Here is a 15002-nt window from a genome sequence, read left to right as displayed (position 1 = left end):
CCACTCATAAACGTGCGGCGGCGGGTATTCGCCGCCGCACGGGTTTCGATCTCAGCCCTTCATTATGGCTTCGATTGACTGGGATGTCTCGCTGAGCACCGTGTCAACGTTTTCGCCGTTGAGCACAACCCGCTGGACCAGGTCGGCGATCACGCCGCTTCCGACCACTTCGCCGCCCTTTTCATTCGACTTGTGGGCCGACGATTCATAGCCGAGATTGTATCCACCGGCCGAAGCCGACGCCATCAGGTCGACTTCCGCCTCGTACTTCTTGATGATCGGATTATCGAGGTACATCGGATTGGTGCTGATGGATTTCAGCACGGGAAGCACATGGCCGGGGGCTGCATGCAGCTGCTTGATGTAGCCTTCGGGATTGAACAGGAAGGCGGCGAACATCTTGGCCGCGTCCTTGTTCTTGGACTGAGCCGGAATGAAGACGCTCGGGAAGTCGTTGAATGTCCACGGTGCCACGTCGGTGGAAATCCGCGGATAGGTCGCGCAGGTGACGCTGTCGGCGATGTCAGGATTCTGCGCATTGACATTGGCGAGCACGCGCCCGGCATAGATACCGGTTGCGGATGCGCCGCTGACGAAAGCGGTCAGGCTTTCGCCCCAGCTGTAGTTGGTGGCGCCGGGAGGGCACAGTTCACGCATGGACCCGTAGAAGTCCAGGGCGGCGCGGGTGGCTTCGCTGTCGATGTCGACTTCAAGATCCGGCGTGAACACCTGTCCGCCGGCCTGGTGGATGACGCCGATAAAGATCAGCGAGGTCATCGAGTTGCGGCCATAGGGCAGCGGTGCGCCATAGACGCCTCCGCCCTGCATCGCCTGGCAGGCGGCGCGCAGTTCGTCCCAGGTCTCCGGCGCCTTGTCGACACCTGCGGCCTGCATCAGGTCCTTGCGCAGCCACAGCATGTTGGCCGCCGTGTTGCCGATACCGGTACCGAAATACTTGCCGTCAGCGGCCTTGAAGACATCATTGGCGCCAGGATAATAGTCGCTTGCGCCAATCGCCTCGATCACATCATCGAAGGGTTCGACCAGGCCATTTGCGTAATAGCTGGCCACGGAGAACGACGGCAGGTGGGTGACCACATCGGGGACTTCACCGCTCGAGAAGGCGGCGGCGAGCTGCGGCGCATAGCCTTCATCCGACGTTGTTTCAAAAACGACCTTGACGCCGGGGTGCATTGCCTCGAACTGCTCGATCTGGAACTTGTAGGCAGCGACCTGATCCGGCGATCCTTGCGGCGACCACCAGCGCAGGGTCACGTCCTCGGCCCATGCCCGCACCGGAAGGGTGCTCAAAAGTGTCGAAGCCGCCAACCCCTTGATGGCGCCGCGCCGTGTTACGTTGAAAATTCCATTCCCCGAGTTGCTCATTGTCGTTCCCTCCGTTGATGGTTTTTGTTCACATAGCGTACTCTTGTGCGATATAACACCATTTTTCGATCAGGTGGCAAGTGGTCATTTTCAAATTTTTCAGCTGCGACCTTGCAAAGACGTATGCTATGGCGATGCGGAAAGTTACAAATGTGCGCGGGGAGTGAACTCATGGGGCGGAAACCCGGAACTGACAATCAGGCCGAAGGCGGTGCGATGGGCCCAAAATCCGATCAGCGCACCGGTCTGATGACGGCATCCTCGGACTGGACTCAGGACAGCGAGGGCGGCGGCCTCAATCCGAGAGACTATGTAAGCTCGCTGGCGCGCGGGCTTGAAGTGCTGCGCGCCTTCAACCGCACCCGGCGCAAGATGACGCTTTCCGAGGTGGCGGCCGAGACCGGCAACACGCGGGCCGGCGCCCGGCGGATCTTGCTGACGCTCGTGCATGAAGGCTATGCCGTGGCCGACGGCAAGCTTTTCGATCTGACGCCGCAGGTCCTGGAACTGGGATATTCGGTACTGTCGTCGAAAGGCGCATGGGACATCGCGCGGCCCTTTCTCGATCATCTTTCCGAGGAAATCCGCGAATCGGTTTCCGCAGCGGTTCTCGACAAGTTCGAGGTCGTCTATGTCAGCGGCACACAATATCATCGCGTCATCACGGTCGGCATAACCGTCGGCGCACGCTTTGCGGCTCACGCCACAGCTACGGGCCGTGTCCTGCTGGCGGCACAGCCGGCAGAAATGTGGCCCGGCATCATCCAGAACATCCCGCTGGTCGCCCTGACCGACCGCACCGTGACCGACCGCACCGAATTTCGCAAGATACTCGAAACCGTCCGCGACACCGGCTGGTCCATCGTTGATCAGGAACTGGAAAAAGGCCTGCTGTCGATTGCGGTTCCGCTGCGCAATTCCTTCGGCGGGCTTGTCGGCGCCATCAATGTCGGCGCGCCGACATTGCGGATGAGCGCCGAGACCATGATCGAAACCGTCCTGCCCAAGCTGCAGCAGACGGCAGCCACGATTTCACAGGCTCTCAAGCACTGAAGCGGCGCGCCGAAAGCCGTTCGACATCGATGGACGGCGTGTGGGCAAGAGCGAGGCAGGCGGCGGTCCTGCCGCACAGCGGTCCCAGCGTATAGCCGGCATCTCCTGGGATGGCCATGATCACCCGTTCCACACCCGGCACGGCGCCCAGCAACGACATGCCATCGAGGGTGGTGTTCATTCCCGCCCAGGTTCTGATCACCCGCAAATGGCCGATCGCCGGAACCAGCCGCGCTGCCAGCGCGACATTGCCAAGCATGGAATCGGCCAGAACGGCCGGGACTTGTACATTGCCGCGGCTTTGGGCAGCCCAGCCACCGCCGATGACGATCTGTCCCGATCCGAACTGCTTGAGCGTGATCGTGCGCTCGGCATGCTGAACAAGATGATTGATCTGCCCTGCCCCGGCTTCGGTGATATTCATGTGCAGGGGTTCCGCATTCACAGGAAGATGCAGTCCCAGCCCCTTGACCAGCTCTCCCACGCCCCATGCCGCCGCGAGAATGACCCGGTCGGCAACATAGCGCGCGCCACTGGCGCAAAGCACCGTCACCGCGCTGCGGGATACAAGCTCAACGGCGCGATCGATGCCGAACTCGACCCCGAGCGCGACGGCGCGTTGCCGCAGTTTCACGTTCGCCACAAGCGGATTGAGCTTGCCTTCATCGCGGCACAGTTCGGCGCCGACGATCTGTGCTCCGAGCCACGGCGCGAGGCGGTCAAGCGCCGGGCGGTCAAGCAGTTCCACCGTAAGCCCGCGCTGCCGTTCCCGGGCGGCCTTTTTCTCCAGGAACGCCATCTGCTCCTGGCTTTCGGCGAGCATCAGCCCGCCCTTGCGGACCAGCTCGAAGGGCCCGAGTTCGGCGTCGAGCCGTTCCCATTCCTTCACCGCCTCCAGATAGAGCGGCAGCGAGGCTTCGACATTGGGCGCCTGTTCGGGATAGAGCCGGATGAACCGGCTCTGCATCTGGACATGCAGGCTTCCGGCATTGGCGGTCGATCCGGCATTGATCGCCGCATCGATGACAGTGACCCTGGCGCCCTCCCGGGCTGCCGCAATCGCGGCCGTCAGCCCGACAATGCCGCCGCCTATGACCAGAATGTCAATCTTCGCCATCCAGCAGCTCCTGTGCGGCGAGGATTGCGGCAATGCTCACCGGCTTGATCGGCACCCGCGGCGCGTAGTAGCTGCGATCCTCGATCTCGCGGTCATCCCGGGCCGCAACAATGCGTGCGGTCACCGGCCCGCAATAGCGGCCCTGGCACCGGCCCATGCCTGCCCGGGTGGCGCGCTTCACAGTGCCTGCGTGCCCCGGCCTGGCGCCGAGCGCCTGGCGGAGTTCGCCGAGCGAGACCTCTTCACAGCGGCAGACGGTGAGATCATCGGTCTGCCCCGAGAGGTCGCGCGGTGCAATATCGTAAAGCTTCCACAGATGCTTCTGGAAACGCCGGTGCCTGGAAAGCCGAAGCTGCAGGTCGCCGGTCTCGGGCAGAGGAACATCCTTGCAGAACGATGCCGCCGCCATTCCGGCAAGCGTGCCTTCGACGCCTGCAGCGGGCGCGCCGCCGAGCCCGGCACAGTCGCCGACCGCATAAAGCTGCGGCACATTCGTTTCCATGGTGTCGCTGCGCTGGCAACGCAGGTGGCCAAAAGCCGGATCGTAATTCATCCGAGCGCCAAGCAGCCGCAGGATCTCGTTCTGCGGCTCAAAGCCGTCATTCATGCAGACAGCATCGACGAGATGGCTTACCTCCGCCCCCCGGCTGTTGCGGAATGTCGCGAGCAGACCGCCCTCCGCCTCCACCACGCCGGTCAGGCTGGTCTGGTGGGAGACATGGATGCCGTGCCGTCTCAGCCCCGCAGTCATGGCAAGCCCGCGCCCGGCCAGTTCCATATTTGACAAGGCCATCCTGGCGGCAGCGACCGGTTGCGCGAAGGGCGACCGGGCCGCCTCGGCGATTGCGACGATTTCCGCCCCGCCACGGGCAAGTTCCATCGCGACCTGCAGATTGAGCGGACCGGATCCACAGATGGCGATGCGTTTGCCGGGCAGCGTGCGGTAGCTGCGCCACAAGGTCTGCGCCGCCCCGGTTGTCATCACGCCCGGCAATGTCCAGCCCGGCACCATGCAGGGCCGCTCATAGGCGCCGGTGGCGATGATCGCGGTCCGGGGTCGGGCGACGACTGCGCGGCCTGCGTGTTCGGCCATGAACAGCAGCCCGTCAAAGGCGCCCCAGACCTCGACCTGGGTAAGAATTTCGACACCCGAGGAGAGGGCAGCCGCCACCAGTTCAGCACCGTCGCGTTGCTGTGCATCCAGTCCGGGCGCGGATCCGGCCGTCTGTTTGTAATATTGTCCGCCCGGCACCTTGCGCTCATCAAGCACCACCACGCTTGCACCCGAGCGGGCAGCCGCAATGGCGGCATTGAGCCCGCCTGCCCCGCCGCCAATGACCAGCACGTCGGGTGAAATCTTCCGACCGGGCGACGAAGCAGCTTGTGATGCCGCCGGTGCCGTCAGCGGTGCGAGCGCCACCTGTGTGGCCACCTGCATGCCCTGGCGCGCCGGCGTCATGCAGGCACGCTGGTTCGGTACGCCGTCCACGCTGACGAGACAGTCCTGGCAGACACCCATGCCGCAGAACATGCCGCGTTGCGCGCCTTTGACCGTCATTCTGAACGGGCGTTGTCCCGCCTCTGTCAGCGCTGCAGCGATCGACTGGCCATCGCGGACGCGGACCGGCTTGCCGTCAAATTCGATCGTCACCGGTTCATCGTTCATCTGCATCTCCCAGCAGCGCGTCACGGGCTGCAATCAGGCGTGCGACAGCCTTTACACGCCAGTTGGCCCGTTGCGGAAGGGCTTCCAGGGGCATAATTGCCCGCCTTTCGGCCTCTACCTGCGAAACCAGTTGCTCGGACCAGGTGCAACCGGTTTCGCCACGGGCTTCGCCCATCGCCTTGTAGGCAGGGCCCATCCGCGCCGCATGCGCGCGAATGCCGCCAGGCGTGTTCAACTCAGCCGTCTCGAACGGACCGGACAAGGCCCAGCGGGGGCCAAGGCCAAGCCGCATGACCGCATCCAGATCCTCAGCGCCGATCACCCCGCCATCGACCAGGCGATAGGCTTCGCGCAGCACCGCGCCCTGCAACCGGTTGAGCACGAAGCCCTCGATCTCGTGCCCCAGACGCACTGCCCGGAAACCGGCCTGGTCGAACAGGGAGGCGGCCCGCTCCATGGCAGCGGCTGTCGTGGCGGGAGCCGGGCACAATTCTATCAGGCGGAGGACGGCGGGCGGGTTGACCGGATGGGCCACAAGACAGCGCGCCTGATCGGCGGGATCGGGCAGGATCCTCGACATCGGGATTGCCGAGGATGCGGTGGCGAGGATCGTATCCGGCGCAGCGCGCGCAAGCAGGGTCGCAAAAATTGCCTGTTTGGCTTCAAGCCGTTCCGGGCCGGCCTCGATGACCAGTGCGGCCTTGGCGAGTACATCATCGGCGCTGGCAACAACCGACAACGGCCCGGCTCCGCCTTTTTCAAGATTGGCAAGCCGGATGGCGGCCTTCTGGGCATCAACAGCCTCAACCGCAGCGTCGCGCCGGGCCGGGTCGGGATCACAAATGGTGACCGAGAAACCCGCATCCCGGAAAACAGCCGCAAAGGAAACGCCAATCGATCCGGCTCCGAGAACGACGAGATGGACTTCCTGGCTCATGGCATTTCACTTCTTGTCAATTTCGTTCACATAACGCACAAATGTACGAATACCCTATAACGTGATGGAAAAGGACGCGCAACATGACATTGACCCGGAATCTCGAGGGACGCCACGCGGTGGTAACCGGCGGCACACGCGGACTGGGCCGGATGATTGCAAACCGGCTGGCGGACGCCGGCGCCAGCATTTCTATTCTCGATCTGCCGGGCGCCCTGGATCAGGCGGACCTGCCTGCGGACTGGACATCATTTCCGGTCGACCTGTCACGACAGGATTGCGGCACCACGCTTAACGGCATAGCCGAGACGATCGGTCACGCCGACATCGTCGTGGCCAATGCCGGGGTCGTTCCCCCCTGGCGCGGAATGCGCGATCTCGATGCCGCCGAGTGGCAAGCGGTCATGACCATCAATGTCTGGGGTGTTGCTGCGACGCTTGGTGCCTTTGGCCCGGCGCTGGCCCGGTCCGCGCATGGCAGCGCCGTGGTGATGGCGTCGATCAATGGTTACAAGGCCCACGGCCAGCAAGTCCTCTACACCACGTCAAAGCACGCGGTGATCGGGGTCATGCGTGCTGCCGCCCTCGACATGGGCGCCGACGGCACCCGGGTGAATGCCATTGCGCCCGGGCCGATTGCCACGGACGCCCTGATCGGCCGCATCGCGGACCGGCACAAGACCGGCGGCCCTTCGGTCGAGGAAGCGCTCGCAGCGATGGCGGCAGAGACGGCCACCGGCCGCATGGCAACCGATGAGCAGGTTGCGGATGTGGCCCTGTGGCTGGCTTCGGATCTCTCAGCCGGCGTCACGGGCACCGTGGTGCCCGTGGAATGCGGCCTGCGGTAGGATCAGCCCAGCGGCTTCCAGCCATGCTGCGCAAGGATGGCATGGCTGGCGCGGATGTCGCCATCCGGATCGGCATTCGGATCGAGCGCGTCGGTGATGATCTCCATCACTGTGGCGCCCTGATAGCCGATATCCTGCATGGCCTTGAAGGACGGGCCCGGATCGACGATGCCCGAACCCAGCCGTTCATGCTTGAACTCGTCGGGGCCCGAATCGGAAATATGGACGTTCTTGACCAGGTCGCCGAGCATCCGGATCGCCTCTGCCGGGTCCTCCTTGATGAAAGCGGAGTTGCAGATGTCGAAATTGACGCCGATGGACGGATCAATCAGCGCTGCGGTGTCCTTCATGTCCTGCGCCGTGGGCAGGAAGGTGAAGGGAACATTTTCCAGAAGCAGCGTCACGCCACTGCCCTTGGCATGCGCAACCAGTTCCTTCATGCCTTCCACGAACCATTCCAGCATCCAATCCGTCGGCGGATTGATCAGGCTGTTGACCGGCCCGGGAATGGCGACGAGATAGGGGCAGTTCCATTCGGACGCCAGATCAATAGCTTCCCGGTAGCGATCAAGCGTGTAGTCACGCATCAGCTTGTCGACGCTGTTGGGATTGTTGTCGAGAAGCGGGTAGCAGAACGAGGTCAGGCTGCAGCCTTCGCCTTCCAGCCAGTCGCGGCCCGCACGCCGATCCGCAGCCGTCATCTCGGCCGGCCAGCAATGCGGCGGGAAAATCATCATCTCGAACTTGTCATAGCCCAGGCCGCGCAAATGCTTCAGCGCGTCGAGGCCGCCATGCGAGTAGAGAAAGGGAAAGGTGCTGGCTGCAACGTCTGTTCCGGGCATAAAAGATTCCTTTTCGCTTGTCAGGACTCTCCTGACATGTTCATTTGCGCACAAATGTTACTATAACGCACGAATTATTTGATTCAACTCGAAATCAGAGGATCGGCATGTCCAGCCTGCTGTTTACACCGCTTACCATCGGGAAGCTGACGCTCTCCAATCGCATTGTCGTGGCGCCGATGTGCCAGTACATGGCCCAGGACGGCGTTCCGGGGGACTGGCACCTGGTCCATCTCGGGCAATATGCGCAATCGGGGCCCGGCCTGATCCTGGTCGAGGCAACCGGAGTCGAGCAGGAAGGACGGATCACGCCCGATTGCACCGGGCTCTATTCGGATGCATCGGAAGCCGCCTTCGCCCGGATCATCGAATTCTGCCGGTCAGTGGGCGAAAGCCGGATCGGCATCCAGCTCAGCCATGCAGGACGCAAGGCCAGCACCCGAAAACCCTGGGACGGCGCCGGTCAGATCAGCCATGCGGATGATGACGGCTGGATCGCCAGCGCGCCTTCAGCCGTTGCCTATCTGGAAGGCTGGGAAGCACCCGCCGCGCTTGACGAGGCAGGGCTTGCCCGCATCAGGGCCGCCTTTGTGGACGCTGCCAAACGCGCGGCGCGGGCCGGTTTTGATCTCGTCGAGATCCATGCCGCGCACGGATATCTGCTGCATCAGTTCCTCTCCCCGATCAGCAACCGCCGGGACGATGCCTATGGCGGCTCGCTGGAGAACCGGATGCGGTTTCCGCTCGAGGTGTTCAAGGCTGTCCGGGATGCCTTTCCCGCCGACAGGCCGGTCATCCTCCGGCTCTCGGCCACTGACTGGATCGAGGGCGGCTGGGATCTCGAGCAGTCGATCGCGTTTGCGCATGCACTCAAACAAGCCGGCTGCGACATGATCCATGTCAGCTCGGGCGGTCTCGACCAGCGCCAGTCAATTATCGTCGGGCCGGGCTACCAGCTCGATTTCGCCCGGGAGATCCGTCAGCAAGCGGACATTCCGGTGATGGCGGTCGGGCAGATCACGGAGCCGGTTCAGGCAGAAACCATTCTGCTCAGCGGTCAGGCCGACGCCGTTGCCCTCGCCCGCGGCATGTTGTGGGATCCGCGCTGGGTCTGGCATGCCGCCAAGGAACTCGGCGCCGAGATCTCGCTGCCTGCCCCTTATGCGCGCTGCAATCCCGCCATGCGCGGCAAACCCTTCATCACCAGGAGCTGACGATGCTGCACGACCTGTCAGGAAAAACCATCCTCGTCACCGGCGCCTCCAAGGGGATTGGCGCTGCGACCGCAAGAGCCATGATCGATGCCGGCGCGACTGTCATTGCCCATTATGGCGGCGACCGCGCCGGCGCCGAAGACGCTCTCGGCGATGCCAGGCCGGGCCAGGCCCATCTTATCCAGGCCGATTTCAGCGACATGGCCGAGGTCGAACGTTTCTGGGCGGAGGCATTTGCCATCGCCGGCCGGATCGATGTGCTCGTCAACAATGCCGGGATCATGCGCCAGTCCGGCGGCATCGCCGATCCGGCCGAGGAATGGGACCGCGTCTGGCAGGAAGCCATGGCGGTCAATGTCCATGCGCCGGCGCGGCTGATGCGGCTGGCCGTGCGGTCATGGCTCGACGCCGGCGCGCCCGGTTCGATCATCGGCATCGGCAGCTGGGTGACGACTAGGGGTTCGTCCAATCCCGGCGCCATTGCCTATGCCGCCTCCAAGGCCGCGATTGCCGCCGCCACCAAGACCGTGGCCCGCAACCATGCCGCCGATGGCATTCTGGCCTATGTGATCGCGCCCGGCGTGGTGCGCACCCGCATGTCGGAGGAATCCGCCGCACGCACTGGCGGCGAGGCGGCCGTCACAGCGACCCTGCCGATGGGCGAATGGGTGCCGCCGGAAGAGATCGCCGACCTGGCGGTCTACCTGGCCCATGGCCGGGCGCGCCACCTCACCGGCAGCACGATCGACATCAACGGGGCGGCCTATATCCGATGAAGACGCCCGCGCTTGCTGTGCGCGGGCGTCCAGTCCCGGTAGCGCCCGGACTATTGGGCCGTTTGCGCCGTCCGCGCCTCGATACGATCGACGATCGTTTCCAGTTCTTCCATCAGCGGCACCATCTGCGCCACGCGATCCGTGCCTTCCTTGCCCAGCGAAGCGAAGGTGGTGATCGGAGCGCGCACGTCGCCGACGGGATATCCGGCTGCCGCGGCCAGTGCCTTGGAGTAGCACTGATGGCCATAGAGCGGGTGGCCGGCGGTGATGATGGTATCGAACTTCTTGATCACGCTCTGGACTGCCCAGACATCGTCCCAGCGGCCCTGCTCGGCCCATTCGACAAACCGGGCAGAGGCCCGGGGAATGTAGTTGCCATAGGGGTTCACATAGCCGGTGGCGCCGAGCTTGTAGCTTTCGAGCACGCGCTGCCCGGCCCATACATTCATCACCCCGTCGGTGGCGACGATGATGTCGTGCACCCGCGCGGTGTCCTGGCTCGCTTCCTTGATGTAGCGGATCTGGCTGAATTCCCTGGTCAGCCGCGCCACCAGCGATGCCGGCATGTCGACATTGGTTGTAAACGGGTTGTTGTAAAGCATGATCGGCAGGTTCTGCGCCTCGCAGATCGCCTTGTAATAGTTGAAGATCTCGTCCTCGGTCGGGGTGTAGTAATAGGGCGGGACGATCATCAAGCCATCCGCGCCAAGGTCTTCGGCCTCTTTCGAGTAGCGCACGGCGTTGGGCGTGTAGGCATTCATGGTGCCGACCATCACCTTCATGCGGCCATTGACATATCTGACCGTCGCATCGACGAAGGCGGTGCGCTCGTCATCGGTGAGGGTCAGAAATTCGCCGGTGGTTCCGAGAATGATGATGCCCGGCACGCCGCAGGCAACCTGCCAGTCGAGAAACCGTTCCCAGGCAGGATAGTCGATGGCTTCCCCTCCCGGCGTGAACGGCGTGATGGTGACGGTAAAGCTGCCCGAAAAAGTCGTAGTCATCGTATGGTCCTTATGAGTGTCCGGAGAGATCCGGCCGGGTTGAAGGTGGAAAATGAAAACTGATGTTCTGGTGATCGGTGGCGGCATCGCCGGTGCGGCGACCGCCTATTATCTTGCGTGCGAAGGCGTCGAGGTGACGCTGGTCGAAACCCATGACCTCAACACCCAGGCTTCCGGCGCCAATGCCGGCTCGATCCATGTGCAGATCCAGCATCCGGAATTCGTCAGCCTCGGCCCGGACTGGGCCCGCGCCTATGGTCCGACGCTGCGCCTGCTGGTCGCCTCCCAGAAAATGTGGCTGGAAATCGGCGACGAGCTGGGTGTCGATCTTGACGTCAAGCTTGCCGGCGGGCTGCTGATCGCCACGACCGAGAAACAGATGCGCCAGATCGAGGCCAAGGCCCGGATCGAACGCGGCTTCGGCGTTCCGATCGAAATGCTGGACCGGCACAGCTTGCGTGCACATGCGCCCTATCTCGCCGACAATGTGATCGGCGGCGGGTTTTGCCCGGCCGAGGGCAAGGCCAATCCGTTGAAGGCCACGCCTGCCTTTGCCGCGGCGGCACAGCGCCGCGGCGCGAGCATCCGGACGCAAACCCGGATTCTTGCCGTTGAGGCGATCAGCACGGGATACCGGATCCAGACGGACAAGGGCGTGATCGAGGCGCGCCGGGTGGTCAATGCCGCCGGTGCCGCCGCCGCCCAAATCGCCGCGATGCTTGGCGTCAGCATCGATCTGCAGGGCGTGCCGTTGCAGGTGACCGTAACCGAACCGGTGGCGCCGCTGATTCCGCATCTGGTCTATTCGGCGGCGGGCAAGCTGTCGCTCAAGCAGGCCCATAACGGCAGCTGCCTGATCGGCGGCGGATGGCATGCGCAGCGCCTGCCGGACGGCCGGCTGGTGACAAACCCTCAGCACCTGACCGGCAACATGATCAACGCCGCTGCGGTGGCTCCCGCACTCGCGCAGGCCCGCGCGCTGCGGAGCTGGACCGCAACCGTGAACGGGACTGACGACTGGAAGCCGATCATCGGCGAAGTGCCGGGCCATAAGGGGTTCTTTCTTTCACTGTTTCCATGGGTTGGATTTTCCGCTGGACCGATCACGGCCCGGCTGACGGCCGACCTGGTCATGGGCCGGCCACCGCGGATGTCGCTTGAAGGTGTTTCGGCGCTTGCATGAGCGCCGAAACGACTGTTCCAATCAGACCCCGCCGCTGGCTGCCTTGCCCGAGGCGCCGCGCTTGCGCTGCCAGGCACGCCAGGTCATGGCCCAGGCTTCCGGATCATCAAACACGCTGCCATCCACCTGAGCGATGGCCTGATTGTGCGGCGCCGTCTTGACCAGTTCGGGCGTCTCGCGCGCCTCGCGGGCAATCTGCGCAACCACGCCGATCCAGAGATCGATGTCTTGTTTTGACCAGAGCTCGCCGGCCTCGGGCGTGAAAGGTTCGGCGACGATCCAGGGCTCATGGCTCATCCACCAGGGGTCGATGCCGAAATCGGCCATCCGGTTGGCGAAATCGACGGTGCCCACGCCGGTCTCTTCAGCCAGCGGGCCAAGCGACCAGCGGGTCATTTCCATGCGCTGCGACTTGATCTCCGGGTTGGAAATCTTCAGCCCCGGAATCTCGCCAAGCTTCTTGTCCATGTAGTTGTTGGCCACCACCGAAATGTCGGATGCCATGGCAATGCCGTCCGCCCCCATGGCCCGGGCCCAGGCATAGGCCTTGACCACCTGAGGGACGTTGCCCCAGAATTCGCGGATCTTGCCCAGAGATTTCGGGCGGTCATCATCAAGCAGATATTTGCCGTCCTGCTTGACCACAACCGGGGCCGGCAGATAGGGGGCCAGGGCGTCCGAGCAGCCAAAGGCGCCGACAGCCGGGCCGCCGCCAGCCTTGGGCGCGCCAAAGGTCTTGTGCAGCATGAACATGCAGGCATCAAAACCCAGCTCGCGCGCCGAAAGCTTGCTCATCACGCCGTTGAAATTGGCATGGTCGTAAAAGCACAGGGCGCCGGCTTCCTTGGCCAGCCGCACCCATTCCCGGATCTCGGGATTGTAGATGCCCATATCGTCGGGATTGTTTATCATCAGCAGCGCGGTCTTCGGGCCGATTGCCGCCTTCAGCGCATCAAGCGATGGATAGCCGTTTTCTTCCAGCGGCAGATTGACCACGGTGAAGCCGGCGGCAGCGGCGGTTGCCGGATTGCAGGGATGCGCCTGGATCGACGTGACCATTTCGGTACGTTCGCCCAGTTCGCCGCGATCGGCCCAATAGGCCCGCGCAAGCGCTGCCATGGTGTAGGCCGCGTCGGCGCCGCCACCGGCCTGGAAGACAAACTGGTCCATGCCCGAGAGACTGCGCAGGATCACGTCGAAATCATGGATGATCTCGAGCACGCCCTGCAGCGTGTCGGGATGCTGGTAGGGGTGAACCTCGGCCAGTTCCGGCCGCAAGGTCGCCGCTTCCGCAGTCTTGGAATTGTATTTCATGGTGCAGGTGCCGAACAGGCTGACCCCCATCATGCCGAGTGTCATCTGCGAGAGATGCAGATAATGACGTTGCGCCTCGAATTCGGTGATTTCCGGCAATTCGGGGCGATCCCGACGTTGCATCGCGGCAGGGATTTCCGCCTTGCCGGTTTCCGGTTCGGGCGCGGGGAACAATTGTCCACGGGCGCCGGGCCGGCCAAGTTCCATGATCACCGGCTCGTCCCAGCGAGCGGCCTGATAACGGGGCAGTTTCATTGGCAAACCTCCTTCAATGCATCGGCCAGACGGCGAATGTCGGCGGCGCTGTGGACTTCCGTCACACAATATAGCGCGGCCTGACCGAGCCCGTGACCTTCGGTCGATATGTCCTTGCCACCGAAGATACCGCGCGCGCGCAGGGCCTCGTTGACGGCATCGACCGTCTTTCCCGTGTCGTCGAAATTGACGATGAATTCCTTGAAGGTGGTGTCCGGCCAGACGATCTTGACGCCCGGCACTTCACCGATCAGCCGGGCTGCATAGCGGGCGCGGGACAGGATCAGATCGCCGATTTCGCGGAATCCGTCCGGCCCGAGCAGGCTCATATAGACCGCGCCGGCAATCGCCCAGAGATAGGTGGAGTTGCCGGTCCAGTCCTTGCCGTGCTCGCGCGAGCCATAGGAATTCTGATGCGACGAGGCGAGGCCGAAGCCGATCTGTCCGGGCTCCGCCGTCGGTGCGATGGAGACCAGAAAGCCGTTATATTCGTGCACATAGCGCGCCTCGTCCCGCGACGCGATGAAACCGCCGACACCGCCGCCGCAATTCATGTGCACGCCCAGCGGCTGCACCGGACCGGTGACGATGTCAGCGCCATAGTCACCCGGTGCCATCATCACGCCGAGGCTCAGCGGATCGACCCCGACGATTGTTTCCGCGCCCGCGGCACGCGCCAGACCGGCGATTTCTGCCGCGCCGGTCTCGATGGTACCGAGATAGGCCGGATTTTCGAAATAGACGGCCGCAACGTCGGGACCGAGCTTGGACTTGAGGTCGGCGATCGACAGCCTGCCGCTGGTCGGATCGGTCGCTATGGTGACGACCTCGATATGATCTTCCATTTCCGAAGGCTGGCAATAGGTGCGGATCACCGACAGGCGCTCGGGATCGGCAAGGACCGGCAGCAACACCTTGCGGCGACCGGTCAGACGCGCGGCCATGCGAATGGCATGCCCGATGGCGCAGCCCCAGGAATAGACCGGCAATTGCACCACATCGAGATTGAGCAACGCGCCGAGCTGGCTCGAGAACTCGAACCAGGCCTGATTGCGCCCGTGATCGGACTGATACGACCCCCAGACATTGGTGGCGAATTCGGTGCGGCCCACGATCTCGTCGACAATGGCGGGCACATGATGCTGCCAGACGCCGGCGCCGAGGAAGCTCAGATTGGTTTCGCAATCGCCGTTCTTGCGCAGTTTCGAGACAAGATCCCGCTTCAGCTCGATCTCGGAATTCAGCGCCGGCGGAAGATCAAGCGGCGTCTTGCGGTAATGATCGGCCGGAATCTGTTCGAACACGGCAGCCACGTCTTTCACGCCGATCTCGTCGAGCATCTGCTGCAGCGCCCCGGGCGCCGATAGGGCCATCCATGGATGGGCTCGCTGTTCAATAGTCATGGAT

At 63.4% G+C, this 15002-nt stretch carries 13 protein-coding genes; 5 read left to right on the top strand and 8 right to left on the bottom strand.

Annotated features, from left to right (window positions below):
• Positions 1 to 51: 51 nt before the first annotated feature.
• Positions 52 to 1386: an ABC transporter substrate-binding protein gene (locus OEG82_RS07205; protein ID WP_267611753.1), complete on the bottom strand. Its 1335-nt coding sequence runs from the start codon at positions 1384 to 1386 to the stop codon at positions 52 to 54.
• A gap of 171 nt (positions 1387 to 1557) precedes the next feature.
• On the opposite strand from OEG82_RS07205, the gene OEG82_RS07200 reads away from it, so the two are divergent.
• On the top strand, positions 1558 to 2439 hold the full coding sequence (locus OEG82_RS07200; RefSeq protein ID WP_267611752.1) for an IclR family transcriptional regulator domain-containing protein: 882 nt from the start codon (positions 1558 to 1560) through the stop codon (positions 2437 to 2439).
• On the opposite strand, the gene OEG82_RS07195 is transcribed toward OEG82_RS07200, so the two are convergent.
• Genes OEG82_RS07195 through OEG82_RS07180 form a run of 3 tightly spaced genes read right to left on the bottom strand, consistent with a single transcriptional unit; the run spans position 2429 to position 6159 of the window.
• A complete protein-coding gene (locus OEG82_RS07195) occupies positions 2429 to 3556 on the bottom strand; it encodes an NAD(P)/FAD-dependent oxidoreductase (protein WP_267611751.1) in 1128 nt (375 codons plus the stop codon). The two genes, OEG82_RS07200 and OEG82_RS07195, sit on opposite strands and share 11 nt — an antisense overlap.
• Positions 3543 to 5222, bottom strand: a complete 1680-nt coding sequence (locus tag OEG82_RS07190; RefSeq protein ID WP_324288940.1) for a 2Fe-2S iron-sulfur cluster-binding protein — start codon at positions 5220 to 5222, stop codon at positions 3543 to 3545. Before OEG82_RS07190 ends, OEG82_RS07195 begins: the two co-directional genes overlap by 14 nt.
• Entirely contained in the window at positions 5212 to 6159 is a 948-nt protein-coding gene (locus OEG82_RS07180) for a 3-hydroxyacyl-CoA dehydrogenase NAD-binding domain-containing protein (protein WP_267611750.1), read from the bottom strand. Before OEG82_RS07180 ends, OEG82_RS07190 begins: the two co-directional genes overlap by 11 nt.
• 83 nt (positions 6160 to 6242) lie before the next feature.
• Between OEG82_RS07180 and OEG82_RS07175 the strand changes: the two genes are divergently transcribed.
• Entirely contained in the window at positions 6243 to 7007 is a 765-nt protein-coding gene (locus tag OEG82_RS07175; RefSeq protein ID WP_267611749.1) for an SDR family NAD(P)-dependent oxidoreductase, read from the top strand.
• A 2-nt stretch (positions 7008 to 7009) separates the two neighbouring features.
• On the opposite strand, the gene OEG82_RS07170 is transcribed toward OEG82_RS07175, so the two are convergent.
• Positions 7010 to 7849: a sugar phosphate isomerase/epimerase family protein gene (locus OEG82_RS07170; RefSeq protein ID WP_267611748.1), complete on the bottom strand. Its 840-nt coding sequence runs from the start codon at positions 7847 to 7849 to the stop codon at positions 7010 to 7012.
• A gap of 107 nt (positions 7850 to 7956) precedes the next feature.
• On the opposite strand from OEG82_RS07170, the gene OEG82_RS07165 reads away from it, so the two are divergent.
• Both OEG82_RS07165 and OEG82_RS07160 read left to right on the top strand, forming a co-directional pair.
• Entirely contained in the window at positions 7957 to 9063 is a 1107-nt protein-coding gene (locus OEG82_RS07165) for an NADH:flavin oxidoreductase/NADH oxidase (protein WP_267611747.1), read from the top strand.
• 2 nt (positions 9064 to 9065) lie between these two features.
• Entirely contained in the window at positions 9066 to 9839 is a 774-nt protein-coding gene (locus OEG82_RS07160) for an SDR family NAD(P)-dependent oxidoreductase (RefSeq protein ID WP_267611746.1), read from the top strand.
• A 50-nt stretch (positions 9840 to 9889) separates the two neighbouring features.
• Here the strand turns inward: OEG82_RS07160 and OEG82_RS07155 are convergent, their stop codons facing one another.
• Positions 9890 to 10843 (bottom strand): dihydrodipicolinate synthase family protein, encoded by a 954-nt coding sequence (locus OEG82_RS07155; RefSeq protein ID WP_267611745.1) that lies wholly within the window; start codon positions 10841 to 10843, stop codon positions 9890 to 9892.
• A 52-nt stretch (positions 10844 to 10895) separates the two neighbouring features.
• Between OEG82_RS07155 and OEG82_RS07150 the strand changes: the two genes are divergently transcribed.
• A complete protein-coding gene (locus OEG82_RS07150) occupies positions 10896 to 12026 on the top strand; it encodes an NAD(P)/FAD-dependent oxidoreductase (RefSeq protein ID WP_267611744.1) in 1131 nt (376 codons plus the stop codon).
• Between the two features lie 21 nt (positions 12027 to 12047).
• Here the strand turns inward: OEG82_RS07150 and gcvPB are convergent, their stop codons facing one another.
• Both gcvPB and gcvPA read right to left on the bottom strand, forming a co-directional pair.
• Complete coding sequence (gene gcvPB, locus OEG82_RS07145) at positions 12048 to 13595, bottom strand: aminomethyl-transferring glycine dehydrogenase subunit GcvPB (protein ID WP_267611743.1); 1548 nt, start codon at positions 13593 to 13595, stop codon at positions 12048 to 12050.
• On the bottom strand, positions 13592 to 14998 hold the full coding sequence (gene gcvPA, locus OEG82_RS07140; RefSeq protein WP_267611742.1) for an aminomethyl-transferring glycine dehydrogenase subunit GcvPA: 1407 nt from the start codon (positions 14996 to 14998) through the stop codon (positions 13592 to 13594). The genes gcvPB and gcvPA overlap by 4 nt, the downstream gene beginning before the upstream one ends.
• Between the last annotated feature and the right edge of the window lie 4 nt (positions 14999 to 15002).

This window comes from Hoeflea ulvae, from assembly GCF_026619435.1.
GTDB classification, from domain to species: Bacteria; Pseudomonadota; Alphaproteobacteria; order Rhizobiales; family Rhizobiaceae; genus Hoeflea; species Hoeflea ulvae.
Note: the sequence above shows the minus strand (reverse complement) of the source record. Positions and strands in the feature narration are given on the sequence as shown.

Coding starts and splice junctions, on each gene's coding strand:
- gcvPA (WP_267611742.1), bottom strand. CDS start 14,998: ATGACTATTGAACAGCGAGCCCATCCATGGATGGCCCTATCGGCGCCC.
- OEG82_RS07175 (WP_267611749.1), top strand. CDS start 6,243: ATGACATTGACCCGGAATCTCGAGGGACGCCACGCGGTGGTAACCGGC.
- OEG82_RS07160 (WP_267611746.1), top strand. CDS start 9,066: ATGCTGCACGACCTGTCAGGAAAAACCATCCTCGTCACCGGCGCCTCC.
- OEG82_RS07195 (WP_267611751.1), bottom strand. CDS start 3,556: ATGGCGAAGATTGACATTCTGGTCATAGGCGGCGGCATTGTCGGGCTG.
- OEG82_RS07190 (WP_324288940.1), bottom strand. CDS start 5,222: ATGAACGATGAACCGGTGACGATCGAATTTGACGGCAAGCCGGTCCGC.
- OEG82_RS07180 (WP_267611750.1), bottom strand. CDS start 6,159: ATGAGCCAGGAAGTCCATCTCGTCGTTCTCGGAGCCGGATCGATTGGC.
- gcvPB (WP_267611743.1), bottom strand. CDS start 13,595: ATGAAACTGCCCCGTTATCAGGCCGCTCGCTGGGACGAGCCGGTGATC.
- OEG82_RS07150 (WP_267611744.1), top strand. CDS start 10,896: ATGAAAACTGATGTTCTGGTGATCGGTGGCGGCATCGCCGGTGCGGCG.
- OEG82_RS07155 (WP_267611745.1), bottom strand. CDS start 10,843: ATGACTACGACTTTTTCGGGCAGCTTTACCGTCACCATCACGCCGTTC.
- OEG82_RS07205 (WP_267611753.1), bottom strand. CDS start 1,386: ATGAGCAACTCGGGGAATGGAATTTTCAACGTAACACGGCGCGGCGCC.
- OEG82_RS07165 (WP_267611747.1), top strand. CDS start 7,957: ATGTCCAGCCTGCTGTTTACACCGCTTACCATCGGGAAGCTGACGCTC.
- OEG82_RS07170 (WP_267611748.1), bottom strand. CDS start 7,849: ATGCCCGGAACAGACGTTGCAGCCAGCACCTTTCCCTTTCTCTACTCG.
- OEG82_RS07200 (WP_267611752.1), top strand. CDS start 1,558: ATGGGGCGGAAACCCGGAACTGACAATCAGGCCGAAGGCGGTGCGATG.